This window comes from Clostridium sp. 'deep sea', from assembly GCF_014931565.1.
GTDB lineage: Bacteria > Bacillota > UBA994 > PWPR01 > PWPR01.
The window spans coordinates 3,541,499-3,564,303 of sequence record NZ_CP063353.1; the positions used below are offsets into that span (position 1 = coordinate 3,541,499).

The following is a 22,805-nucleotide window of genomic DNA, read 5'->3' on the forward strand; positions in this document are numbered from 1 at the left end:
AGTTTAAAAGCACACTGGCTATGTATTGCAGTGTGCTTTTGATATTTTTTATTCTACTTACATATGATTTTTAACCATATCTTTTGCTAATTTAACAAAATGACTTATGGTATTTAAATCATGTTCTGATAACGCTAAGAGATAGTTAAAAATTTGTGCATCATTTTCTTCATGAAACTTATGGTGAGCGTAATAGGCTTTTTGACCTTGTTCAGTTAAATAAATGCTTTGTTTCTTTTTGTCACCTTCATAAGAACATTTATAAACAAGCTTTCTAGCCTCTAGCTTTTTTAAGGCTTTCCATATTACTGCCCTTGTAACATTAAATCTTTGGGCTATTTCAGATAAATATATACCGGGAAAATCTCCAATAACCTTAATAATGTGTATTTCTCTTCTATGAAATACCATACCATCGCCAAAGTCTAATACTTTCTTTTTTCCATTTGCAGCACTCTCAACAAGCTGAACAAAATTCTTCAATATATAATTTGCTTTATCTTTCATAACCTAATTATAGCATTTCACTACTGCTTTTGAAATAAATACTTATTGAATCGATCTTTAGTACTTGGCATGTTAATTTCCTTAAAGTCATTATTTAAGATGCTTGCTAAAATAGTTTTTTCATCACACAATAAGTCCGAACCAGCTAATCTTCCTGAGAGCCAACCAATAATAGATTGGGTTGGTGATAAATAGTCTTGGGATACTCCATGAGTAATAACATATAAATAGCCATTACTATTTAAACTTTTATTTAGTTTACAAGTTACATTATCTAAATACTGGCTTGCAAAATCCATTATACCTGCAGCAATAATAAAATCATAATTATTACCAATATCATCTTTATTAAAATCACCTATCATTACATCTGCTTGTTTACTTAAATTCTCTTCTTTAATTAATTGCTGAGGTAGTTTAGCAACTATTTCATGTTCGAATACAACAACTCTACTATTTTTAAAATGTTTTGCTACCTCAAGAGCTAAGGTTCCTGAGCCTCCGCCTAAATCTAAGAGTTTAAAATGATCATCTTTATTATACAAGTTACTTAGTAAATTTATGATTTCTTGTACTCTTCCATAATACATTTCATTTCTAGTTACTCTTGCTAACTCATAAAAGTCATATAGTTCTGCACCATCTTTTAAATTAGTAGCAGGACCATCTTTAACTTTATTTTCAACATCGTCTAAAGACATCATGGTTTTTTTGAACAAAATTCCATCACCAATATATAGCTCACTATTTTCATTTAACATTTTATTACTAGCAGCAGTATTTTTGTATACGTTTTTGCTTTTTTCAATTAACCCTATAGAAGCTAAGGCATCTAAAAAAAGTGCTAAATTTCTGGAGTTATAATTTAATTTTTCAGCAATTTGCTTGGCAGTTATAGCCTCTTCCATATAAGAAAAAACCTTAAGATTAAGTGCAGCAATCAATAATTGTATTTCTTTATAATCGTGTAATTTTTTATAGTAATCCATCATTGTGTTCATTATTTCTTCCTCTTTCAAAAAATATTATTTTAAGTTGCAGGCATAATAAGACTGCGATAATTATATCCAATGTTATAATAATCTTTTGGTAAACCGTAAATATCTACTAGCTTATTTAAGGTAACTATATCCTTTGTTTTGCCATAAATACTTGTTAAATCTTTTTTTAATAATAATGAATTATCACTATATTTAATAGCATTAAAGGGCAAATGAGTGTTGACTATACATACTATATTTTCTTCATCTGCTAGTCTTCTTATAGTAGAAAAGATTTTGTCTTGATTAGCTAAATCCAAGTTAAGCTCTGGTTCATCTAAAATAATTATTTGGGGATCAGATACCAAAGCTCTAGCAATCAGTACTATTTGTTTTTGTCCGCCACTTAATTGATACATAAAAGAATATCTTTTACTACTTATATCTAATAAATCTAATACCCGTTCTACAGCTAAGTAATCACTTTTTTTAGGTTTGCCAAAGTACCCTATGTGAGGATTTCTGCCAATTAGTATCATATCTTCAACCGTATAATTAAAAGGAATTTCTTTAGCTTGAGGTACGTAGCTAATAGTTTTCCAAAGGTATTTTATATTACTTATTTCTTTAAGATTAAGATAAGTTGCACCTTTTGTCCATTTATAAAAGCCCAATAAACACTTTAATAGAGTTGTTTTCCCAGCACCATTTGGGCCAAGAATAGTGAGTAATTCACCAGTTTTTACTTCTAGGTTGATATCTTCTAATATTTTAGTATTACCGTGTGAAAAACAACCATTTCTAATTGATAATATCATTTTATTGCCCCCATTCTACGTTTAATAAGATATATTAAAAATGGTACTCCCACTAATGCCGTTAAAATTGATAGTGGTATTTCTGTTTTAAATAAGCTTCTACAACTTGTATCTATTAATAATAAATAAATTGCACCAAGAGCAATACAGGCTGGAATCAATTTTCGATGATCACTGCCAAAAATAAGTCTGGCTACATGAGGAGCAATTAAGCCAATCCAGCCAATGATACCGCAAACAGAAACAGAGATTGCTGAAAGTATTGTAACAATTACAATTATGAGTGCTTTGTATACTTTAAGATTTAAACCCATTGAGATAGCTTCTTCGTCTGAGATACTTAAAATATTTAATTTCCATCTCATTAAATATAGTATACTAACACATATAATAATAGGAACAGCTACCCACTTTACATTATCCATGGTAACTCCAGATAAGCTACCCATAAGCCAATAGACTATGGAAGGCAACTCTGTTTCCACATTTGCATTATACTGAACCAACGCTAAAAGCGCTGTAAACATACCATCGACAGCCATACCCGATAAAAGCAGAACTAATATCGAATTATTTATGGCTTTATTAGCAATTCTATAAGTTAGCCATACAGCCAATATGCCTAAAATAAATCCTAAAATATAGGCATATAAAGAATTATGAAATAATACTAATCCAAGAGCTATGCCAAAAGCAGAGCCAGAGAATACACCTAAAATCTTAGGGCTAGCAAGTGGATTTCTTAAAAGTGATTGCATACTTGCACCGGAAACAGCTAAACTACTTCCAATAAGCAATGCCATTAATACCCTTGGTAATCTTATTGAGAGCAAAACAAATGCATAATTAGGCATCTCACTTTTATCTTTGAAGATATACTTAAAGCTATCAAGTATTTCATTTCATGACATCGAATACTTTCCAATGGTTAATGAAGCAAATGCTAAAGCTAATATGCAGACTGGAACAATAATAGAAAAAGCTCGATTTTTTTTCATAATATTACTTACCTTTTTTTGGATTTAACACTGCTTTTACTAATTTATCATCAATCTCAATTTTGTAACATCTCTTATAGTGTTCTTTAACTACCTTTTCAAAGTCACTATCTTTTTTATCCTCTAATAATACCCATTTCATCATAAGTGGTGTATCTATGCCTGGCGCAACCCAACTGTATAAGCCAAGGGGGATATCATATATTTTATTATTTTTAACAGCGTTTACTCTGCTCCAATCTTGAGCCTTAAAATTATCTTTATATTTTTTTGCACCAGGACCCATATAAACATATATTTCATCTGGTTGCCATTTATATATTTGCTCCATGTTTACTTCTTTTTCTCCTTCAATATCCTTTGCGACATTGTTAATACCAGCATACTTTAGCCAATATGCACCAAAGGTATTGCTACCACTTACCGTTAATTTGCTACCTGTATTATTAAAAATAATTAAGGCATTTTTTTTATTATCATTGTCCTTAACCTGTAATTTCTCTGCTTCTTCAACCTCTTTTAGTATAGAAAACTTTGGTGTTATATTTAATACTTCACAGATAGTTTTTTCCCACTGTTTTACTATTGTTGCAGCGTTTTTTTCTCCTGCCATATAAAAATCTACTACCGGTATATTTAAATTTTCTAGGCCTTTTCTTTGCTGCTCTCCATAACAAAAGACAATATCTGGATTCAAATTCATCAGTTTTTCTACATCAATATTAAATCCTTTAATGTATGTGCGATTTTTTTCTTCTACATTACTTATTTTCAACTTTAATAATTGCTGATTAGCATTTATTAGAGTAAAGGGGTGTATTCCAACAATTTTTTCTTGTTCATTCAATAAAGCATCCACCATTGTTAGCAATGGTGGAGATGATATTACAATTCTTTCTATCTCTTTGTTTGGTATAGCAACACTATGTCCGCTACAATCTACTACTTCTCTGATATTATCCGCAGTTTTAATATCACTGTTACTACAACCGACTAAAAACACCAATAAAGTTAAGATAACTACTAGTTTCTTCATAAAGTTCTCCTTTTGTATGCTAGGCATACATTGTGATAAAAAAAATATTAATAATGATAATTATTATCATTTAAAAGCATAACAAATACATCAATAAACTGTCAAGATAAAAAAGTAATAAACATAAAAAACTTATAAAGGAACTGCGATTGAATTGTACTAGATAAATCAAATTATTATTCTATATCTATAACTAATAAGTTTATAAATCACATATATAACTGAGTAGATACAAAGATTAAAAAGGTTTATGGATTTTAACAGAGAATTTAAAGTGGATATTAAAGATAAATAGGAGAGGTCTAATATGGGTAAATTAGTGAGCGCAGGTATTGCTCCGCACGGATCATCAATCATAGCTGAAATTGCTGGTAAAGAGCTAGAGCTATTTAAACCAACTAGAGATGCAATGATAAACTTAGGGAATCACATAATGAGTACTAAACCAGATACTATTGTAGTTTTAACACCTCATGGCATGAGGCTTAAAGACTTTAATGCTATTTACACTACAGCATACTGTAGAGGTAGTTTAAGTGCTAATAATAATACTGTTAGTTTATCTTATAAATGTGATAAGGATTTGTCACTAAAAATACTTGAGCAAGCTACAGCAGAAAATATAGCCTCGGTAGGTTGCAACTATGGTTCCTTAAGTGGTATTGGCTCAAACATAAATATGGATTGGGGAACCTTTATACCACTTTGGTTTTGTCAAGATGAAAGCTATCAGCCAGAGATAGTTGTAATAGGTCCAACCAGAGATATAGCTTTAACTGATTTAGTAAGATTAGGTGAAATTATTGCCGAGCAAATTATAAAAAGTAATAAAAATGTTGCTTTAATAGCAAGTGCTGATCAGGCCCATTGCCACGATGAAGAACATGCAAGCTTTGGTTACCATGAAGCAGCTAAACAATATGATGATAAAATATCAGAGTTAATTAAGCAAAACAAGCTAGCTGAGTTAGTTAACATGGATTTAAACTTTGTTGCAAATGCTAAGCCCGATAGCCTTTGGCAAATGCTGATATTATATGGAGCAACAAAAATAGTTCCTATGAAGGGTGAATTTTTATCCTACCAAGTACCAACCTATTTTGGTATGACAGTAGCCAAATATTATCCTGTTCAAAATGTTTTATAATGATGTTAAGGGTTGCCTATATAAGCAACCCTTTAATTATAAATAAAATAATAACATATATTATTACGTTGCTTGTTTTAAGGGGAGTATTAGTTTAATTAAGTAATAATAAAAGCTGTTTTATGAAACACTAGCTATTGAGGTGATTAAATGAAAACGCTTTTATACATAACCTGTCATTCAAAGCCAGAAGAGCTTTCTGCTAGTAAAACTGTTGCCAGAGAGCTATTAAACTCTATTTTAGCTAAAAACACTGATATTACGGTTAAAGAACTGGATATATATGAAATGAAACTACCAGAATTACGCTATGAGTATTTTCAGGGCAGAAATTCAGTAGTAAGTATGGGTGAATACGATAAACTAACAAAGAATCAAAAAAAAGATGTAGATACTATTAAAAATTTAGCAACTGAATTTAAAAATGCTGACTACTATATTGTAGTAGCTCCAATGTGGAGTTTACTATTTCCAGCTGCTCTAAAAAAATATTTAGATTGTATAATTCAAAAAGATATCACAATTAAAATGGAAAAAGATAATATTGGTGGTTTGCTTAATGATAAAAAAAGAGTATTGTTCTATGTTCAATCTTCAGGAGGGCCTATTCCCTGGCTAATTGAAAGAAAAATTAATCATGGCGGAATATATTTAAAAGACATATTTAGATTTTTGGGCATAAAACATATTCATGAAATACTGGTAGATAAAACTGGATTTACAGCAGAAGAGCAACATAAAGCTATTCAACAAGGACATAAAGAAGCCCGAAATAAAGCAGATGTTTTATCATGATTAAAAGAGGAGACCTTCTTAAGTGATTTTCTATTAATATTTTTTGAAAACACTAAGAACTCTAAGGACACAAAGATGGAAATCTAAATATGGCACCTATCTATTTTGCTGTTCTTATATAATATTGTTAACAGATAAATGTTTAATGGAAGTTTAGTTTAAATAATCCATAATATCTTGTATAATATTTTTAGAACATCCGAAGGGAGTGAGTGATATGGCAACTTACAAAAGTAAATTAATGGTGATTATTTACTAATAGAATAAAGAAACTATAACAAAGCATTATCGCTCATTGAACACTTTTAAAACTAAAGGTGTAATTTATTTTGCACCTAACTAATGAACGAATCGCAACTTGCTTTGCGATTTTTATATTTTAAAAGAAATTTCGGAGGATTATATGAATAAAAATATTATTAACACTGTTATAAGAGAATTTTTTACTAATCAGTGTAACAATAATTGTGAAAATATTGCACGCATTATCTCATGCAAAGGAACAATATATGGTTTATTAACAACATACGGAAAGCAAAAAGCTAAACTTACTGGTAAGTTTATTCATAACATACAAGCACCAAAAGACTACCCGGTAGTAGGAGACTATGTTGAGTTTTGCAAGGTACAAAATAATGATTATCTTAGCATTAATAAAGTACTAAAAAGAAAAAATAAATTTTCAAGAAAAATGCCAATATCAGGAGGCAGAAAGTTATATAAAGGAGTAATTGATGGGGGAATTACAGAAGAGCAGGTTATGGCGGCAAACATTAACTATGTATTAATTCTGGTGGCTTTAGATCAAAACTTCAACATAGCAAGATTAGAACGCTACATTTTATTGGCTAAAAGCTCAAATTTACATCCAGTTATCATACTTACTAAGCGAGATTTATGCCAAGATTACCAAAGTTATGTTAATAAAGTTAACGCTATAGACAGGGAGTTAGCTGTTTATGCTGTAAGCTCAATTACTGGTGCAGGAGTAAATAATCTAAATAGTTATTTAAAGCCCTACTATACTATTGCTTTAATAGGCTCTTCTGGTGTTGGTAAATCTACATTACTAAACTATTTAAGCAGTAAAGAAGTGCAAAAAACCAAAGCTTTAAGTAGTTCTTCAGGAAAAGGTAAACACACTACTACCCATAGAGAAATGTTTTTTTTGGAGAATAACTGTATGATAATTGACATGCCTGGCATAAAGGAATTACAGCTGTGGCTGGAAATAAGTGATTTAAGATATCTGTTTAAAGATATAATGTTACTTGAAAAAAGCTGTAAATATAAAAATTGCAGTCATAAAAACGAAGCTGGCTGTGCTATAAAAGAAGCCTTAAATAATAATACATTATCACAAGATAGATATATAAGATATAAAAAACTAGTAAGAGAAGCAAATCGCTTAATAGAGAGAAAAGCGGAAAGAGAAAAAAAGACAAAAAAGAATAAAAAATATAACTAAAAGTTGTACTTTTTACTAATTAAATAAAAATACTACAGTGGTTGCTTTGAGACAACTGTAGTATTTTTATTAAGAAATATTGTAAAAGAAAATAACTATTTAAATTTGGTATACTTATTGTAGAAAATTAAGGAGAGATCACTATGAGAAATATAAGTATTGGAATATTAGCTGGTATGGGTCCTAGATCCACCACCCCATTTTTAGAATTAGTTTTAGATGAGTGTCAAAAGCAATACAGTGCTAAATACGATATAGATTATCCTCATATCATAATCTATTCTCTACCAACTCCATTTTATGTAGATAGAGAAATTGATAATGACCAACTTAAAAAATCTATTATAGATGGTGCCATTCGACTAAATTCATTTAATGTAGACATAATAGCAATTCCATGTAATACAGCTCATAAATATTTTACTAGTATTAAAAATGAATGTTCTGCAAAGGTACTTCACATAGTTAATGAGACTATGAAACATATTCCCAAGAACAGCAAGGTTACAGTATTAGCAACAGAGTCTACTATTGCAAGTAATTTATATCAGCAGGGTATTCAAGCAAAAAATTGTGAATTTGTATTTCTACCAAATTGGCAGTTAGAGGTCAATAAGATAATTTATATGATAAAAAACAAAGAAAGTGAACAGAATATTTTAGTTAGCTGGAATAAACTTATAAAAGATATTACGGATACTGGGGTAACTAATATTGTATTGGGATGTACAGATTTAAGTGTTATAAAAAATAATAACAGTAGTATTAATATTATAGATTCAGCTGTGTGTTTAGCTAGAGCTGTAGTAACAGAGTATTGTAAATTGATAAATAATGTAATAATAGAGTAGATATGTAGAATTAGGAAGTAATTATTTTGAAAATAGATAGATTAATTGAAATCTTAATGATGCTTATAAATGAAAATAAAATAACTGCTACCAAATTAGCTAATTATTTTAATGTTTCAGTACGAACCATTCAACGAGATATAGATAGTCTTTGCATGGCTGGTATTCCTATTTTTGCTACTGTTGGTAAAACTGGTGGATACGAGTTATTAAAGAACTATAAAATTGATAAGAGCTTTTTAAACAAAAATGAGGCTACAACTTTAGTGGCATTTTTAAAAGCTTTATCAAGTACAGTGCCTAATCAAGAAATGAAATCTTTATTTAACAAGCTTAGTGTTTTGTATCCTAATAACCATAATCAAAACAAAGTAGTTATAAAGCTGAATCCTCATGTTGATGAAAAGCACTTTAATCATTTACTACAAAAATTAACCACAGCTTTAGAGAATGAGTTAAAATTAAAACTAACCTATATTGATTCAAACTTAAAAAAAACAACAAGAACTATAGCACCTCAAACAATAGTTATGATGGGTTCAGCTTGGTACATCTATGGCTATTGTTTTTTACGTGAGCACTATAGGGTTTTTAAAATAAATAGAATTGTAGATTGTACTGTCATAAGTGAGCAGTTTAATAAACAAAGCTTACCTTATCAAACAGAAGAAGAGTTGCCTTGGCATAATAATATGGATTCAAAAAGAGCTAATACCACTATACAATTAGAGTTAGATAAATGTATGTTAGCAAGAATACCAGATTATTTTAGCTATAAAAACTGTAAAATAGTTAAAGACAAAATATTAATTAATATAGCATACCCTGTAGACGAGTGGCTGTACAGCTTATTTTTAAGTCTTGTACCGTTTATAAAAATACTAAAGCCTGAGTGGGTAAAACAGGAATTTTTTAATAGGCTACAATGTGGCTTAAATAAAAATAAATAATACTATGACATAATGGTGTCGTAGTTAGTTTTGTATAATTATCTTAAAGTAAATACTGGAGGATTAATTATGATTAAATCACTACAAGCTTTGTTAAATAACTGGAACTATGGTAGAGAAATAGTAAAAGACTTTATAAACTTAGTTAGTAATACAGATCTCGACAAATTATTTCCTAGGAAATATTTAAACACTATTAGAAAACAATGTATTGAACTAATTCAAATACAGCAATGTTATCTTAATGCTATTAATAGTGGTAAAATGCAGTTTAATATTTTACCTGTAGAAGATGTATCAAAATTGGGTTTAATAACAAAAATGAGTAAACTAGACAATCAACTATTACAGTTACTTGAATGTTGTAGTGAATCAAAAACTATAATATGGCATGGGGAACCTTGGAATATTGTTCAGCACTTTTCTGCAATGATAAGTCATGAACAAATGCATGTAGGACAAATTGTAGCTTTTTGTTATGCTACTGGCATAGAAATCCCTCAAAAAATAGTTAAGCTTATGGCTTTAGATGGTTAAATTTTATTTTTTGTAGTGACCATATCAGCCCCTCAATTAACTTGCAATAAAATTTATTAATAATCTCATAATCTTTTTGTATTAATTAAAATTAATGATAGAATTAAGTAAACATTTTAAATAAGTACAGAAAGGAGAAACTATGTTATTAGATACCACACTTATAGATGAATACATACGTACTAAGTCAACAGTTGAAATCGAAAAACATTGGATTTTTAATAAAATTGTTGAGGGGAAACATTTATTTGCAGATCCACCACTAAAACATCTTAATAAAATAATAAATAATCGTTCTTTAATAAGTAAAAAATTAAAAAACTTTGAGCCAACAAATAATGAAGTATGGACAGCTCTATTTGGCGATAGATTAAACTCAACAACTGAGCAAATAGCTATGTTAATAGTAGGAGCCCCAGAACCATATGATGCCTTTGTTAGGAAAGATCAAAGTGGTAATAATGTAATGGTATTTGATGTTGAAAGGTTAATTAATATAACTAACCCAGCACATGTTATAAATGGAATTATAACTCATGAAGTAGCTCATACGCTTATCCACCGAGATTTTCAGCTTTATAACTGCAATTTAAACAGCAAAGAAGTATTAAAACAAATGCTCTTTGATGAGGGTTTTGCCCACTATGTATCGTTTTTAAAATTAAAAGATTTACATAGTGATAAACAATATGTGCAATATAAACAACAAGTATATAACACCCTTAAAGAAGTATTAAAGTCTGAAATAACTCAGCAAAATTTAATTGACGGTAATTCTGGTTCATATTGGAGCAAATACATATCTATTAGTGGTTTGTTCACAATTGTTGACTATCTTAATGGTGGTGGAGATATTACTGAGTTATACCAAAAAGGTTATGAAAATTTCTTTAAGTATTGGCAAAGCATAGTTAGTTAAAATAAAAAAACTCGCTCCTAGAGCGAGTTTTTTAACTATTTTTTAAATTGATTTTCTAAATTATAAGATGCAATTAATAAGTCTAGTTTGTTAACATAATCTTCAGTATTTAAATTATTATTCTCAGGCTGTAATAAACCAAATCCAACGGCTAAAGCAATATATCCATAATCATCTTTATTTATCTTACCACTGTCTGCAAATGATAGTTTATAAATATTTTGTAGTTCTGCAAATCTATCATAACCTAATAACTTAATCATCATTTTAGCTAACTCTGTTCTAGTTATAAAACTTTGCCCGTTAAAGGCTGTTTCGGTGTTATCTACCATGCCTAATTGACAAGCATTTTGTAACATAGCATAATAGCTACTGTTTTCACCAATATCAGTAAACTTTAACTCTATATTTTCACTATTATTTAATTTACCTACATAATATTCTTTAAATCCTAAAAGCGATTTTACAGCATCGTATTTTGTAATATATTGATCTTTAATAAAGTTGGTACTATGATTACTGTCAATTTTGGTTAAATTACGGGTTAATAGCTGACCATTAGTTGCATCTACCATAAAGTTATCATAGTAGCTATTGGGTAAATTATATACTAAACGCATTTCAAAAGATTTTTGTTCACTTTCAGGTGTTGTATTGTATAAAACGTAGTACAGCTCAGGTTTATAGTTTTCAAAGTAATTTTTAACTGCAACTGATTCATTTATTAGAGTATCTGAATATTCAGGCGGATTTTTATCCCAAGTCATATCAATGTACCTTATATTTGTATTGTTTTTATCAAATAATATGGCAACACCATTGTAATGATAAAGAACTCCATTAACTTTTCTGGTGAAAACAAACTGATTATTTTTGTGTTCTACTAATTCAATTTTTGTTTCAATATCATTAATTTTGTCTGGATAATATTCTTTAATTACCTCTATAGCTTTATTATAAGCCTCTTGGCTTGTACTCTTTATATCTTCAGGATTTAGTTCAATGTTATTAACACTTGCTAAAAGTAGGCGCTCTGTTAAGGCATTAATATGTAATTTGCCTTTGGCGTTCTCTTTTTTAAATGATGCATTCCACTCATACATTACATTGGCAAAATTATCGTCAGAATTATCTATCAGAGTTAACTCTGTTACTTGGTATCCTTGTCCGTAAATACCTTCAATGTAATCAGTAACAACCTCAGTGGCACGCTCTTTTGAAATTGGTTGCTCATTTTGTTTTAACTGGCTTTTAACTTTAGTAATTTCAGCTCTTTTTTCAGCTGTAATATCAAAAACCTCAGTTTGTTGTGCCTTTTTCCATTCATGATCAATAATTTCACCTGTTTTAGCATTTAAAGCATAGCCATTTAAGCTTGTTGTGCTATAAATTGGCAAATAAGTTTTAGTAGTATAATCATTAATTCTTATTATAGGAAAGTATCTTAAGTTTATAGGAATACTTTCTTTAACATTTTTTAGGGCCTGGTATTTATTAATAATACCTTTTTTGTTCTCAAACTTTATATTTTCATACCATTTACTTGTGTAACCAGCTACTTGTTTATTATCACTAGATACACTAACACTGATGTAATTATTATTAACATAAGCTCCATTAAGTTTACGATAAAAAACATACTCATAATTAATAGCATTATAACCAGCACTAACTTTGCTAGAAACCAACTCTAAATCTTTAAACTTAGTGGGAAAAACCTTTTTAACAAAATCTTCAGCTATTTTCTGAGCCTCACTATCACTCATAGCAGTAAATATTTTGTTTTTATCTTCAGAGTTTACGAAATAATTCTCATAAAATATTTTGTTAACAAAACCGGTAACACCATCAACAGTTGCATGAACAATAGTTTTAGTGTCGTTTTCAGTATAATTCCAGCGCACATCAATCTCATTGTTTACTAATTGAGCTGAATTTGCAACTAATTTAATAGTAGGTTGGTACTGCTTAGCATTAAGGTTTACATTCCAGCCGCTTCTTAGGCACTTAAGTACTGAAGATACAGCTTGATCCTTAGTTATATCTGTTAAAACAGTATCATTAGCAGCACTAGCTACTAACATAGTGCCGGTAACTAAAGCAACAATTAATATAAAAGATAAACACTTTTTCATAATAGACTCCTTTATTTTTTCTCTTAATGAACCCAATTAAATTCAGATTTAACTACGTTTAGACTAATAAATTGCTTAATTTGTTCCCAAAAAAATGCAATATTACAACTAAACAACCTCATATAATTATATAGTATATTATAAATTACTTACTAAATCACTTCAATAAAATTATGGATTAATATGAAGATATTGTAGTAATAAAGCATATTAGTGTGTTAACAAGTAGTGTTTTTAGCTGTTTTGTATAAGACTATTGACATAAGTAGCAAATATGCTTATAATGTGACTATAAAGTCACATGACTCAAAAGTCACATGACCTTAAAGTCATATGCTATTAACTACTAAAATATAATGAATTAAGGTGACATAATGCCTAAAGACACATTTTACAATTTGCCAGAAGATAAAAGATTTTTAATTGAAGATATCGCTACTCATGAGTTTGTTGAATATGGTTATGATAAAGCTAGTGTAAATCGAATAGTAAAAAACTGCAAAATAGCTAAGGGTAGCTTTTATCAATACTTCGAAGATAAAAAAGACTTGTTTAAACACCTTTTAAAAAGACTTACTGATAAAAAACTAAAATATATTTCACCTAAGTTACAAAACCCTTATAAGCTAGATTTTTTTGTATTATTAAGAGAAATGTATATAAGTGGACTGCGATTTGGAGCTGAGAACTCAGCCGCAGCCTATTTGGGGAATCAAATACTAAAAAACAAGGACCATCCAGTATATAAAGAAGCTGTAGCCGACACAATTAAATATGCCTATAGTTTTATAGAAAGCATGCTCAATAATTCCATTAAGCAGGGAAATGTAAGAGCTAATATTGATACAAAGTTTGTAAGCTATATTATAACTGCCTTAAACATTGCAACCATAGAGTATTACTTTGATGTAGTAAAAAATACAGAAATGGTTATAAGTGATTATGATGGGGACATAATGGAGACTGTAGATTTATTTATTGACTTTATTAAAAACGGGATAGGAAAACAAACAGGAGGTAAAAGTGATGATTAAAGTTAAGAACTTGTATCATTCATATGCTAATGACAAGAACTATGCTGTTAAAGATGTAAGTTTTGAGGTTGCAAAGGGTGAGGTATTTGGTTTTTTGGGACCATCGGGAGCAGGCAAGTCTACTACCCAAGGAGTTTTAACAGGTTTGCTACAGTTACAACAAGGTAAGGTTGAGGTGGCTGGCTATGACATGCGTAACATACAACGTAAAATGTTTAACAAAATCGGAATGTCTTTTGAACAATCTAATGTATATAACAAAATGACAGCTAAAGAGAACCTAGAGTTTTATCGTAAGCTGTTTGATGTGCCAACCCGTAACCCCTTAGATTTATTAAAAATGGTGGGACTTAATGGTAAAGAGAATATTAAAGCCGGTGATTTTTCAAAAGGTATGAAACATCGTTTAACCTTTGCTAGATCAATGATTAATAACCCAAAGTTATGGTTCTTAGATGAGCCCACAACAGGTTTAGACCCTGCTATAGCATCTGAAATAAAAGAGATTATAAGAGAGCAGAACAAACAAGGAGTAACAATATTTTTAACTACCCACAATATGCATATTGCTGATGAGCTGTGCGATAGAGTAGCCTTTATTGTAGATGGTGAATTAAAACTAATTGATTCACCCAAAAGTCTTAAACTGCAATATGGAGAAAAATTTGTTGATGTTGAGTATATAAAAGATAACCAGGTAGTAAAACAATCATTGTCTACAATTGAAGCCAACGATAAGATGCTTCTTAAACAAATAATAGACAAATATTCTATCCAAACAATGCATAGTAAAGAAGCCACATTAGAAGAAATCTTTATAAAGGTGACAGGAAGGGAGCTCGTATAAAATGAAACTATGGCATAGTTTTAAAAAAGAGCTTAAACTAGCCTCAAAAGGATTTTACTTTTATATAGAATTATTTATGGCACTTATTATACTAGTAGTTTTAATGTTTGCCGTACCAGAGCAAATAACCTCATCTACAACAGAGTATGTAGCGCTTGAATTACCAGCCCCACTTCATGAGGCTTTTATGCAAAGAGCTATTGAGCATGATTTAGATCATAAGTTAGAAGATGTAGAGATAAAGAGTGGCAAACAGGTATACAAGGCTAAGCTCTATCAAGACGAAGAAAAAATAACCTATCTGCTCGAAACAGAGCAGGCAATACAGCAGATAGCAAAAGACAAAAATAAGCTTGGTGCTGTAGTAACAACAAATGAGCAAGGGCAACTGATTTATAGATATTATACTCAGGGTTATGAGTCAGAAAGGTACAAAAATGCCTTACAGCTTTTACATGTAAAGGATCTAGAAGCATTAAAAGAACACATGGATCAGCAAAAAGTTGTTGCCCTTAACACCCAAGTGAAAATACTAAATGACAGACAAAACTCAGTGCCATCTTTACTAGTGTTTAATGGTAGTTTAATGGGATTTTTTATAATTGCAGCTTATATCTTTTTAGACAAAAAAGAGGGAGTTATTAAGGCCTATGCTGTAACAGCTTCATCTGTATGGCAGTATTTATTGAGTAAAGTAGGCGTAATATTATTTACAACAATTATATCTTCTTTAATTGTTGTTGTACCAATAATGGGCTTACAACCTAACTATTTATTGCTAATTATATTTTTATTAACAACAGGCTTTTTTGCCTCATCATTGGGTTTATTATTAGCAAGCTTTTACGATAATATCATGCAGTCATTTGGAACAATGTATACCCTAATGATGTTATTAATAGTGCCTAGCTTCTCGTACTTTATAGCCAGTTGGCAGCCAGTTTGGGTAAAGTTTATTCCAACTTACCCTATGATACAAGGCTTTAAAGAAATAATGATAAACGGAAGTACATCTTATGTATTACTTGCCTCAGCAGGTTTTTTTGTTAGTGGTTTTCTACTATTCTTATTAGCTAATAAACGCTATAAAAAGACCTTAACGGTGTAGGAGGGTAATTATGCTAAAGAATATATGGAACGTATTTTTACGTGATTTAAAAGTTAACTTAAGAGACTTTATGGCGCTATATATAATTGTATTTCCAATATTAGCAGCTATTGCAGTAAATATTTTTGCGCCAGGAATTAATGATACAACAATCAATATAGCACTAGTAGAGGGCGATAATGCGGCCCAAGTGGAGTATTATAAAAACTTTGCCAAAGTAGAGCTCTTTAAAGATGTAGAAAGTATGCAGCGTAGAGTAGAAAAAAGAGATAGCATTGTTGGATTTATGCCAGCAGAAAATGGGGGCTATATTTTAACTCAGGGTAATGAAGGTGCAGAAGTAGTAGAATACGCTAAAGTCTTAAAATCTTTTTATGACTTGGGCATAAGTTTAGAAGATACAAATGCTGAAATAAGGGACTTTGGCAGAACTGTTCCTCCCCTCAAAAAGGTTTTAGTAAACGTTATTATGATGTTTACAGCTGCCTTAGGAGGTATGTTAATTGCCTTTAATATAGTAGAAGAAAAAACTGACCGCACCCTTAAAGCTGTACAGGTTACAACAGTATCTAGAATGCAGTTTATACTAGGTAAAAGCTTAATGGGTATTTTAGTACCAATTATCGGTAGTATAGCTGTGCTACTAATTACCGGATTTAGTAATGTAAACATAGGTCAGGCAATATTATTAATTGCTTCATCCTCATTACTGAGTATGTTAATTGGTTTTATAGAAGGTATTCGAAATGACGATATTATGAGTGCTGCTGCTGGGGTAAAACTAATATTTCTGCCACTAGCGGCATCCGTAGTTGCGATTGAACTGTTAGCTTCTAAGTGGCAAAAGTTCTTTTATTGGAGCCCATTTTACTGGGCATATAAAGGCAACAATGCAGTATTATCATATACAGCTAGTTGGCAAAACATATTACTGTACACAGGATTAATAGTGGCAATAACAGGTGTAGTTTACCTTATATTATCGCCAAAAATACGAAAGGGTTTTGAGTAAGGAGGTCACTATGAAGATTAAGGTACTGTTAGGTCTGTTATGTGTGATTTATGGATTATTTGTATATTTCCTCACAATAACTAAGCCCCCCAAACTATGGGGCATAGGCAAAATCCAAGCCTTTGTAAAGGTATTAGGAAACACAGGAACAAACATCTTCTTTTACATTTGGGGTACCGGATTTATTGCCTTAGGCGTATGGCTGTTTATAAAATAAAACTATACTAAATATAAATTTAAGGGTTCACTTCTGAATTGGGTGAACCTTTATTTTATTTTAAACACAAAAACACACTTTTATTATCAAAAAACTTTATAAATAAATTAAGACCTAAAATAGACAATATGCGGTCTAGGTGTAAGAATCTCGTTCTTACATAAATAGAATACTTGTGCTATATTAAAACTGTATAAAGTATAAAATAACAAAAAAGTTTATTCTATCATTTAAACAGATACGAGGAAAAAATGAAGATATGCCATGAATGTATACCTTGCCTTGTTCGTCAGTCAGTCGAAGTAGCTGAACTTATGAGCAATAAAAAAGAACTGCAACAAAAAATAATCAAAAAGACCTTAGAGCAACTATGCGACATAACATTTAATGAAACAGCTCCGTATTTAGCACGACATATCCATAAATATGCTAAACAAATAACAGGAAACCAAGACCCCTATAAAGAACTAAAAATAAAATATAACAAAATAGCAGAAGACCTTTGTTATGAACTTGATTTGCCAAAAATGGTTACTAAGAGTGATAACCCTTTTGATACAGCCTGTAGACTCGCAATTGCAGGCAATATAATTGACTTTGGCTTAGGTATAACTCTAAAAAAACAGGGTATTTACGATTCAATTCAACAAAGCCTAGAGTCTGAGATAGCATGTAACAGTATTCAGGAATTGCATAATGCTGTTAATAAAGCAGAAAACATCCTTATACTATGTGATAACTCAGGAGAAATAGTTTTTGATAAACTGCTAGTAAATCAAATGCCAAAACATAAGATAACTTACGTAGTAAAAGGCGCTGCAATAGTAAATGATGCCACTATGCAAGATGCTATAGATGTAGGCATGACAGATTTAGTAAAAGTAATACACAATGGTGCAGAAGCACAGGGTACGATCTTAGAGCTCTGTTCTGAAGAGTTTATACAAACATTTAACAGCGCAGATCTAATAATTTGCAAAGGTCAAGCAAACTATGAAACCCTGAGCGACCTACACGATCCCCGAATCTACTATTTACTAAAAGCCAAATGCCAATCAATAGCAGACCATTTAAACTGTCAAAAAGGTGCTTATGTAATAAAACATTTTTAGAATAAAAAGCAATTTAGCATGAATAATGTTAGGTTGCTTTTTTTGCAGTTTCTACTTTGGGGTCAGGCTAGAAACACGTATTTTGTGATATAATATTGTATGTAATATTAACTACAGGAGGTGTATTATGGCACGCAGACAACGGCTTCACTATAATGGAGCCCTATATCATGTTATTACAAGAGGCAATAATAAAGATAATATTTTATTAAATAACGAAGATAAACACCAATACATAAAGCGCATTCAAAAATACATAAGTAAATATAATGCTAAAATTTTTGCATATGCAATTATGGACAACCATTGTCATTTGTTAATGCAGGTTTCTGAAGTTCCGTTAGGTAAAGTTATGCAACTTATACAGCAAACCTATACTGCATACTACAATAAAAAATATAATAGAAGTGGTCATGTTTTTGAGCAGAGATATAAGAGTATCCTAGTTGATAAAGATGAATACCTATTAGTACTTATTAAGTACATACATAATAATCCAGTTAAAGCACAAATAAGTGACATTAATTATATGTTTAGTAGCCATAAAGAGTATAGTACTGGTATTGCATCACTATGTAGTATAGATGAAGCTTTATCTTTGCTTGATAGTAACAAAGATAAGGCGATTAAAAGATATTTAAGATTTATGCAAATGAACGATGATATTAAGCCTTTAGCTGAGTTAGATTATTTATTAAATGTTAAAGATTATGATATCGACTTGAATGAAAGATTTTATATAACCAAATTTTTTAATAAGATAAAAAGTGAGTTTGAGGAAAAATATAATATTGATTGTGATGTTTTAAAGGGAAAACATTACAAACCTGATTTGAGGAATATTAGAAATGAATTTGTTATTGAAGTAATAAAAAATAAGGCGATGAAGCAAGTAGAATTGGCTGATTATTTGGGTATTTCTCATCATGCAATATCGAAAATAGTTAATAAGTAAATTACTAGTTTCTAGCCTGACCCCGTTAATATGACACACTTGTGTCAAGTACAATGTAGTAATATTAATGTTATGAAGGAGGCGATAATATATGGAGATTATTACTGTTGATTCTTATAATATTAGTTCTGAGCATATCTGTTGTGCAATTTCAGAGTCTGATACAAGAGCTGAGCTAAAAAAGAATTGGCTTCGAGAGAGATTTGGTGATGGTTTAATTTTTAAAAAGCTAGCAGTAAGAGGCAAAGTTTTTATTGAATATATTCCTGCCGAAAAAGCTTTTGCACCTGTTGAAGCAGATAATTATATGTATATAAATTGTTTATGGGTATCTGGTAAGTATAAAAAGCAGGGTTATGCTAATCAACTTTTGTCTGAGTGTATTACAGATGCTAAAGCTAAGGGTAAGGCTGGCTTAGTGACTCTCTCATCAACTAAAAAAAAGCCGTTTTTATCTGATCCAAGTTTTTTAAAATACAAAGGTTTTAAGATATGTGATACAGCAAAACCCTATTATGAACTTTTGTATTTACCATTGAATAATATATCTCAAGTTCCCCGTTTTAAACCATGCGTAAAACAGCCATCTGTGCAAAAACAAGGTGTAGTTGTTTATTACTCTAATCAGTGCCCTCATTCAGAGATGTATGTTAATATTATTAAAAAAATTGCCCAAAATCACAGTATTTTGTTTAAAGATATTAAGTTTAGTAGTTACCTTAAGGCTCAAAATTCTCCTAATCCATTTACATCTTATGCAATTTACTTCAATGGTAAGTTTGAGACCAATGAAATTTTAACGGCAAAAAAATTCTCTCAATTACTAATTAAGCATAATATGACAGAGTGATGTCTTATTTGCTTTGATATACTCTATCTACTCGAGTATAAATTAATTGAAGAGGTAAATTATATGAAATATGAGCTTATAACTTTAACTGAAATGCAAATTGTAGGATTAGCAGTAAAAGCTGATAATAGTGAAGAAGAAGCATTTGTAATAGGTAACACTTGGCAAAGGTTTTTTGATGAGAGTATTATGAATTCTATTAATAACAAAATTACAAGTTTAGGCATTGGTCTTTATGCAAATTATGAATCAGATGCACTAGGCTCTTATACCTTTCTATGCGGTTGTGAAGTAACTAAAAATAAAAATCCAGAGCTTAATGCTATTACCATTCCAGCTGGCAAGTATGGCAAATTTACAATTAAAGGCCACCCTGTAAACGATCTTATGAAGGCTTGGCAGGAGATTTGGCAAATGCAGTTAAACAGAAAGTTTACTTGTGATTTTGAGGTATATCACTACGATAACGAAGATATGAATAATCAAACTATAGATATTTATATTGCCTTAAAATAAGCTATTTTAATAGTGATATATAAGGATGCTATGTAATGTAGTATCCTTATATTTGTTTTAAAGTTTTAATTGACTTGTTGTACTTATTGTATTATTCTGTAATAGTTCAATTTTAAACAGTTTAAAATTAAACTATTACGTTGCAAACGAAGCAGGAGGTAAAATCATGAACAAAGATCATGTAGGGCAGTTAAATCAGCTCTTTTTTGAGTATATAACGCTTTACCATCACAGAATTGGTCACATTTTTACTGTAGACAATAATGATGAACCACTGTGCAATAAAAATCAAAAAAAGGCTTTATTTGTTATAAAAAAATATCGCAGAGTTATTCAAAAAGACTTAGGTAAGAGTATGGATTTAAGTAAAGGTGCACTTACTAGTCTATTAGATTCATTAGAAGAAGTTAACTTAATAAAGCGTATTTCAGATAAAGATGACAGAAGAAAAAGATGGCTTGAACTAACTCAACAAGGTCTTGAATATACAAACGCTAAACTAACCTTGTACGAAAATGAGCTCAGTAAAATGCTTAAAAACGTGGAGGAAAAAGAAATCTTAAGAGCGATTAATAATCTTAAGCAGTTAACTTCTTTTATTGAAACAATATAAAAGGAGATTTATTTTATGAATCATTGTTTAAAACTAGAGCAAGAGAAAGTATCAAAGCTGTTATTTAGGTATTCTATGCCAGCAATTATTGCTATGTTAGTCAATGCCTTATACAACGTTGTAGATCGAGTTTGTATAGGTAGGGGAGTAGCCACTTTAGGAATAGCTGGTGTAACATTCTGTTTTCCAATCATGAATATTATTGTGGGCTTAACGCTTTTAGTAGGAATTGGCTCAGTAACCTTAATATCTATTAATTTAGGTAAAAAAAATATGGCAGAGTCTGAGCATATTTTAAATAATAGCCTAGTTTTAATTACAATTATATCTATAGCATTTTCAGTAATTTGCTATTTAAATATTAATAATATTTTAAAATTATTTGGTGCAAGTAGTGAGGTATTTCCTTATGCAAAGCAGTATTTGCAGATAATTTTAAGTGGTTCGCTTTTTCAAGGAATTGGCTCAGGATTAAATCACTGTATTAGAGCAGATGGAAATCCTAAAAGGTCTATGGCAATAATGTTAACAGGCGCAGTTACCAATATTATTCTTACTCCATTTTTCATTTTTGTAATGCATTTAGGAATAAGAGGAGCAGCTATTGGTACAGTTATTGCCCAAAGCCTTACTGCTATTTTAGTTTTATGCTATTTTACAAGAGGCAACAGTAAGTTAAAGCTTAGTATTCATAACTGTAAATTAAATATTAACCGTAGTATTAAAACAATTGTTATAGGATTAGCTCCTTTTTTATCACAGCTAGCTGCTAGTGTGGTAACTATTGTTCTTAACAAATGGCTAGGCATGTATCAGGGTGATATCGCAGTTTCAGCCATGGGTGTAGTTACAACCACATCAATGTTATTGTTAATGCCTATTTACGGAATTAATCAGGGTTTGCAACCTATTTTAGGTTATAATTATGGGGCAGCCAAGGCAAATAGAGTTAAACAGGTTGTAAAGTTAGCAAGTGCTTGGGCATCTATTATAACAACTCTTGGCTATATTTTAATCTTTATATGCTCTAAGTCTATTATGTTATTGTTTAGTAAAAACGATCCTCAGCTTGTTGTAGTTGGCACAAAAATGTTTAAATTATTTTTACTAGGCATGCCTTTACTTGGCTTACAATTTGTAGGATCATCGTGTTTTTTAGCTATGGGTAAGCCCAAGCAGTCGTTATTGCTTAGCTTATTACGACAGGTACTGTTATTAATGCCTTTAATAATAATCTTAGCTCACTTCTACAAATTTAAAGGAATATTATTAGCAGGACCAATAGCTGACACAATAGCGTTTATAATCACAGCATTATTTGTTTATAAGGAGTTTAAAAATTTATCGTTTAATAAAGATATTAAAATAGCAAGTTAAATAAATAATAAAAACTCACTCAT

24 protein-coding genes are annotated in these 22,805 nt (G+C 30.4%); 18 read left to right on the top strand and 6 right to left on the bottom strand.

The window, feature by feature from the left end:
* Positions 1-57: 57 nt before the first annotated feature.
* From IMX26_RS16355 to IMX26_RS16375, 5 genes are all read right to left on the bottom strand, one after another.
* Positions 58-483: a MarR family transcriptional regulator gene (locus tag IMX26_RS16355; protein ID WP_243259200.1), complete on the bottom strand. Its 426-nt coding sequence runs from the start codon at positions 481-483 to the stop codon at positions 58-60.
* 44 nt (positions 484-527) lie between these two features.
* On the bottom strand, positions 528-1,508 hold the full coding sequence (locus IMX26_RS16360; protein ID WP_195159428.1) for a class I SAM-dependent methyltransferase: 981 nt from the start codon (positions 1,506-1,508) through the stop codon (positions 528-530).
* 29 nt (positions 1,509-1,537) lie between these two features.
* A complete protein-coding gene (locus IMX26_RS16365) occupies positions 1,538-2,305 on the bottom strand; it encodes an ABC transporter ATP-binding protein (RefSeq protein ID WP_195159429.1) in 768 nt (255 codons plus the stop codon).
* Positions 2,302-3,201 carry an iron ABC transporter permease gene (locus IMX26_RS16370; protein WP_347707915.1) on the bottom strand — a complete coding sequence of 300 codons (900 nt, stop codon included), beginning with the start codon at positions 3,199-3,201 and terminating at the stop codon, positions 2,302-2,304. The genes IMX26_RS16365 and IMX26_RS16370 overlap by 4 nt, the downstream gene beginning before the upstream one ends.
* A 106-nt stretch (positions 3,202-3,307) precedes the next feature.
* Positions 3,308-4,339 carry an ABC transporter substrate-binding protein gene (locus IMX26_RS16375; protein WP_195159431.1) on the bottom strand — a complete coding sequence of 344 codons (1,032 nt, stop codon included), beginning with the start codon at positions 4,337-4,339 and terminating at the stop codon, positions 3,308-3,310.
* Positions 4,340-4,646: 307 nt separating this feature from the next.
* Here IMX26_RS16375 and IMX26_RS16380 point away from each other — a divergent pair, with 307 nt between their 5' ends.
* The 7 genes from IMX26_RS16380 (at position 4,647) to IMX26_RS16410 (ending at position 11,006) form a co-directional block, all read left to right on the top strand.
* On the top strand, positions 4,647-5,486 hold the full coding sequence (locus tag IMX26_RS16380; protein ID WP_195159432.1) for a hypothetical protein: 840 nt from the start codon (positions 4,647-4,649) through the stop codon (positions 5,484-5,486).
* Between the two features lie 150 nt (positions 5,487-5,636).
* Positions 5,637-6,281 carry an NAD(P)H-dependent oxidoreductase gene (locus IMX26_RS16385; RefSeq protein WP_195159433.1) on the top strand — a complete coding sequence of 215 codons (645 nt, stop codon included), beginning with the start codon at positions 5,637-5,639 and terminating at the stop codon, positions 6,279-6,281.
* A 403-nt stretch (positions 6,282-6,684) separates the two neighbouring features.
* Positions 6,685-7,749, top strand: a complete 1,065-nt coding sequence (gene rsgA / locus IMX26_RS16390) for a ribosome small subunit-dependent GTPase A (RefSeq protein ID WP_195159434.1) — start codon at positions 6,685-6,687, stop codon at positions 7,747-7,749.
* Positions 7,750-7,892: 143 nt separating this feature from the next.
* Positions 7,893-8,600 (top strand): amino acid racemase, encoded by a 708-nt coding sequence (locus tag IMX26_RS16395; protein WP_195159435.1) that lies wholly within the window; start codon positions 7,893-7,895, stop codon positions 8,598-8,600.
* Positions 8,601-8,626: 26 nt separating this feature from the next.
* Positions 8,627-9,550, top strand: coding sequence for a YafY family protein (locus IMX26_RS16400; protein ID WP_195159436.1), 924 nt, complete (start codon positions 8,627-8,629; stop codon positions 9,548-9,550).
* A gap of 69 nt (positions 9,551-9,619) precedes the next feature.
* Positions 9,620-10,087 carry a hypothetical protein gene (locus tag IMX26_RS16405; protein ID WP_195159437.1) on the top strand — a complete coding sequence of 156 codons (468 nt, stop codon included), beginning with the start codon at positions 9,620-9,622 and terminating at the stop codon, positions 10,085-10,087.
* A 142-nt stretch (positions 10,088-10,229) separates the two neighbouring features.
* Positions 10,230-11,006, top strand: coding sequence for a hypothetical protein (locus IMX26_RS16410; RefSeq protein ID WP_195159438.1), 777 nt, complete (start codon positions 10,230-10,232; stop codon positions 11,004-11,006).
* 35 nt (positions 11,007-11,041) lie between these two features.
* Here IMX26_RS16410 and IMX26_RS16415 read toward each other — a convergent pair whose 3' ends face one another.
* Positions 11,042-13,141, bottom strand: coding sequence for a YcdB/YcdC domain-containing protein (locus IMX26_RS16415; RefSeq protein ID WP_195159439.1), 2,100 nt, complete (start codon positions 13,139-13,141; stop codon positions 11,042-11,044).
* Between the two features lie 374 nt (positions 13,142-13,515).
* Between IMX26_RS16415 and IMX26_RS16420 the strand changes: the two genes are divergently transcribed.
* From IMX26_RS16420 to IMX26_RS16470, 11 genes are all read left to right on the top strand, one after another.
* Positions 13,516-14,175, top strand: coding sequence for a TetR/AcrR family transcriptional regulator (locus IMX26_RS16420; protein ID WP_195159440.1), 660 nt, complete (start codon positions 13,516-13,518; stop codon positions 14,173-14,175).
* Positions 14,168-15,022, top strand: a complete 855-nt coding sequence (locus IMX26_RS16425; RefSeq protein ID WP_195159441.1) for an ABC transporter ATP-binding protein — start codon at positions 14,168-14,170, stop codon at positions 15,020-15,022. The genes IMX26_RS16420 and IMX26_RS16425 overlap by 8 nt, the downstream gene beginning before the upstream one ends.
* A 1-nt stretch (position 15,023) precedes the next feature.
* Positions 15,024-16,130: an ABC transporter permease gene (locus tag IMX26_RS16430; RefSeq protein WP_195159442.1), complete on the top strand. Its 1,107-nt coding sequence runs from the start codon at positions 15,024-15,026 to the stop codon at positions 16,128-16,130.
* A 10-nt stretch (positions 16,131-16,140) separates the two neighbouring features.
* A complete protein-coding gene (locus tag IMX26_RS16435; RefSeq protein ID WP_195159443.1) occupies positions 16,141-17,142 on the top strand; it encodes an ABC transporter permease in 1,002 nt (333 codons plus the stop codon).
* 10 nt (positions 17,143-17,152) lie between these two features.
* Positions 17,153-17,359, top strand: a complete 207-nt coding sequence (locus IMX26_RS16440) for a hypothetical protein (RefSeq protein ID WP_195159444.1) — start codon at positions 17,153-17,155, stop codon at positions 17,357-17,359.
* Between the two features lie 251 nt (positions 17,360-17,610).
* Positions 17,611-18,471, top strand: a complete 861-nt coding sequence (locus IMX26_RS16445) for an ARMT1-like domain-containing protein (RefSeq protein WP_195159445.1) — start codon at positions 17,611-17,613, stop codon at positions 18,469-18,471.
* 127 nt (positions 18,472-18,598) lie between these two features.
* A complete protein-coding gene (locus tag IMX26_RS16450) occupies positions 18,599-19,426 on the top strand; it encodes a transposase (protein WP_195159446.1) in 828 nt (275 codons plus the stop codon).
* A 91-nt stretch (positions 19,427-19,517) separates the two neighbouring features.
* Complete coding sequence (locus tag IMX26_RS16455) at positions 19,518-20,276, top strand: GNAT family N-acetyltransferase (protein ID WP_195159447.1); 759 nt, start codon at positions 19,518-19,520, stop codon at positions 20,274-20,276.
* A gap of 63 nt (positions 20,277-20,339) precedes the next feature.
* Positions 20,340-20,792, top strand: coding sequence for a GyrI-like domain-containing protein (locus tag IMX26_RS16460; RefSeq protein WP_195159448.1), 453 nt, complete (start codon positions 20,340-20,342; stop codon positions 20,790-20,792).
* Positions 20,793-20,958: 166 nt separating this feature from the next.
* A complete protein-coding gene (locus tag IMX26_RS16465; protein WP_195159449.1) occupies positions 20,959-21,405 on the top strand; it encodes a MarR family winged helix-turn-helix transcriptional regulator in 447 nt (148 codons plus the stop codon).
* A gap of 15 nt (positions 21,406-21,420) precedes the next feature.
* Complete coding sequence (locus tag IMX26_RS16470) at positions 21,421-22,782, top strand: MATE family efflux transporter (RefSeq protein ID WP_195159450.1); 1,362 nt, start codon at positions 21,421-21,423, stop codon at positions 22,780-22,782.
* Positions 22,783-22,805 lie beyond the last annotated feature (23 nt).

What these genes read in the sequence shown, in the direction of transcription:
- IMX26_RS16410 (WP_195159438.1), top strand. Translation starts at nt 10,230, where the DNA reads ATGTTATTAGATACCACACTTATAGATGAATACATACGTACTAAGTCA.
- rsgA (WP_195159434.1), top strand. Translation starts at nt 6,685, where the DNA reads ATGAATAAAAATATTATTAACACTGTTATAAGAGAATTTTTTACTAAT.
- IMX26_RS16440 (WP_195159444.1), top strand. Translation starts at nt 17,153, where the DNA reads ATGAAGATTAAGGTACTGTTAGGTCTGTTATGTGTGATTTATGGATTA.
- IMX26_RS16420 (WP_195159440.1), top strand. Translation starts at nt 13,516, where the DNA reads ATGCCTAAAGACACATTTTACAATTTGCCAGAAGATAAAAGATTTTTA.
- IMX26_RS16405 (WP_195159437.1), top strand. Translation starts at nt 9,620, where the DNA reads ATGATTAAATCACTACAAGCTTTGTTAAATAACTGGAACTATGGTAGA.
- IMX26_RS16465 (WP_195159449.1), top strand. Translation starts at nt 20,959, where the DNA reads ATGAACAAAGATCATGTAGGGCAGTTAAATCAGCTCTTTTTTGAGTAT.
- IMX26_RS16450 (WP_195159446.1), top strand. Translation starts at nt 18,599, where the DNA reads ATGGCACGCAGACAACGGCTTCACTATAATGGAGCCCTATATCATGTT.
- IMX26_RS16395 (WP_195159435.1), top strand. Translation starts at nt 7,893, where the DNA reads ATGAGAAATATAAGTATTGGAATATTAGCTGGTATGGGTCCTAGATCC.
- IMX26_RS16445 (WP_195159445.1), top strand. Translation starts at nt 17,611, where the DNA reads ATGAAGATATGCCATGAATGTATACCTTGCCTTGTTCGTCAGTCAGTC.
- IMX26_RS16415 (WP_195159439.1), bottom strand. Translation starts at nt 13,141, where the DNA reads ATGAAAAAGTGTTTATCTTTTATATTAATTGTTGCTTTAGTTACCGGC.
- IMX26_RS16380 (WP_195159432.1), top strand. Translation starts at nt 4,647, where the DNA reads ATGGGTAAATTAGTGAGCGCAGGTATTGCTCCGCACGGATCATCAATC.
- IMX26_RS16460 (WP_195159448.1), top strand. Translation starts at nt 20,340, where the DNA reads ATGAAATATGAGCTTATAACTTTAACTGAAATGCAAATTGTAGGATTA.
- IMX26_RS16470 (WP_195159450.1), top strand. Translation starts at nt 21,421, where the DNA reads ATGAATCATTGTTTAAAACTAGAGCAAGAGAAAGTATCAAAGCTGTTA.
- IMX26_RS16375 (WP_195159431.1), bottom strand. Translation starts at nt 4,339, where the DNA reads ATGAAGAAACTAGTAGTTATCTTAACTTTATTGGTGTTTTTAGTCGGT.
- IMX26_RS16435 (WP_195159443.1), top strand. Translation starts at nt 16,141, where the DNA reads ATGCTAAAGAATATATGGAACGTATTTTTACGTGATTTAAAAGTTAAC.
- IMX26_RS16365 (WP_195159429.1), bottom strand. Translation starts at nt 2,305, where the DNA reads ATGATATTATCAATTAGAAATGGTTGTTTTTCACACGGTAATACTAAA.
- IMX26_RS16455 (WP_195159447.1), top strand. Translation starts at nt 19,518, where the DNA reads ATGGAGATTATTACTGTTGATTCTTATAATATTAGTTCTGAGCATATC.
- IMX26_RS16385 (WP_195159433.1), top strand. Translation starts at nt 5,637, where the DNA reads ATGAAAACGCTTTTATACATAACCTGTCATTCAAAGCCAGAAGAGCTT.
- IMX26_RS16425 (WP_195159441.1), top strand. Translation starts at nt 14,168, where the DNA reads ATGATTAAAGTTAAGAACTTGTATCATTCATATGCTAATGACAAGAAC.
- IMX26_RS16360 (WP_195159428.1), bottom strand. Translation starts at nt 1,508, where the DNA reads ATGAACACAATGATGGATTACTATAAAAAATTACACGATTATAAAGAA.
- IMX26_RS16430 (WP_195159442.1), top strand. Translation starts at nt 15,024, where the DNA reads ATGAAACTATGGCATAGTTTTAAAAAAGAGCTTAAACTAGCCTCAAAA.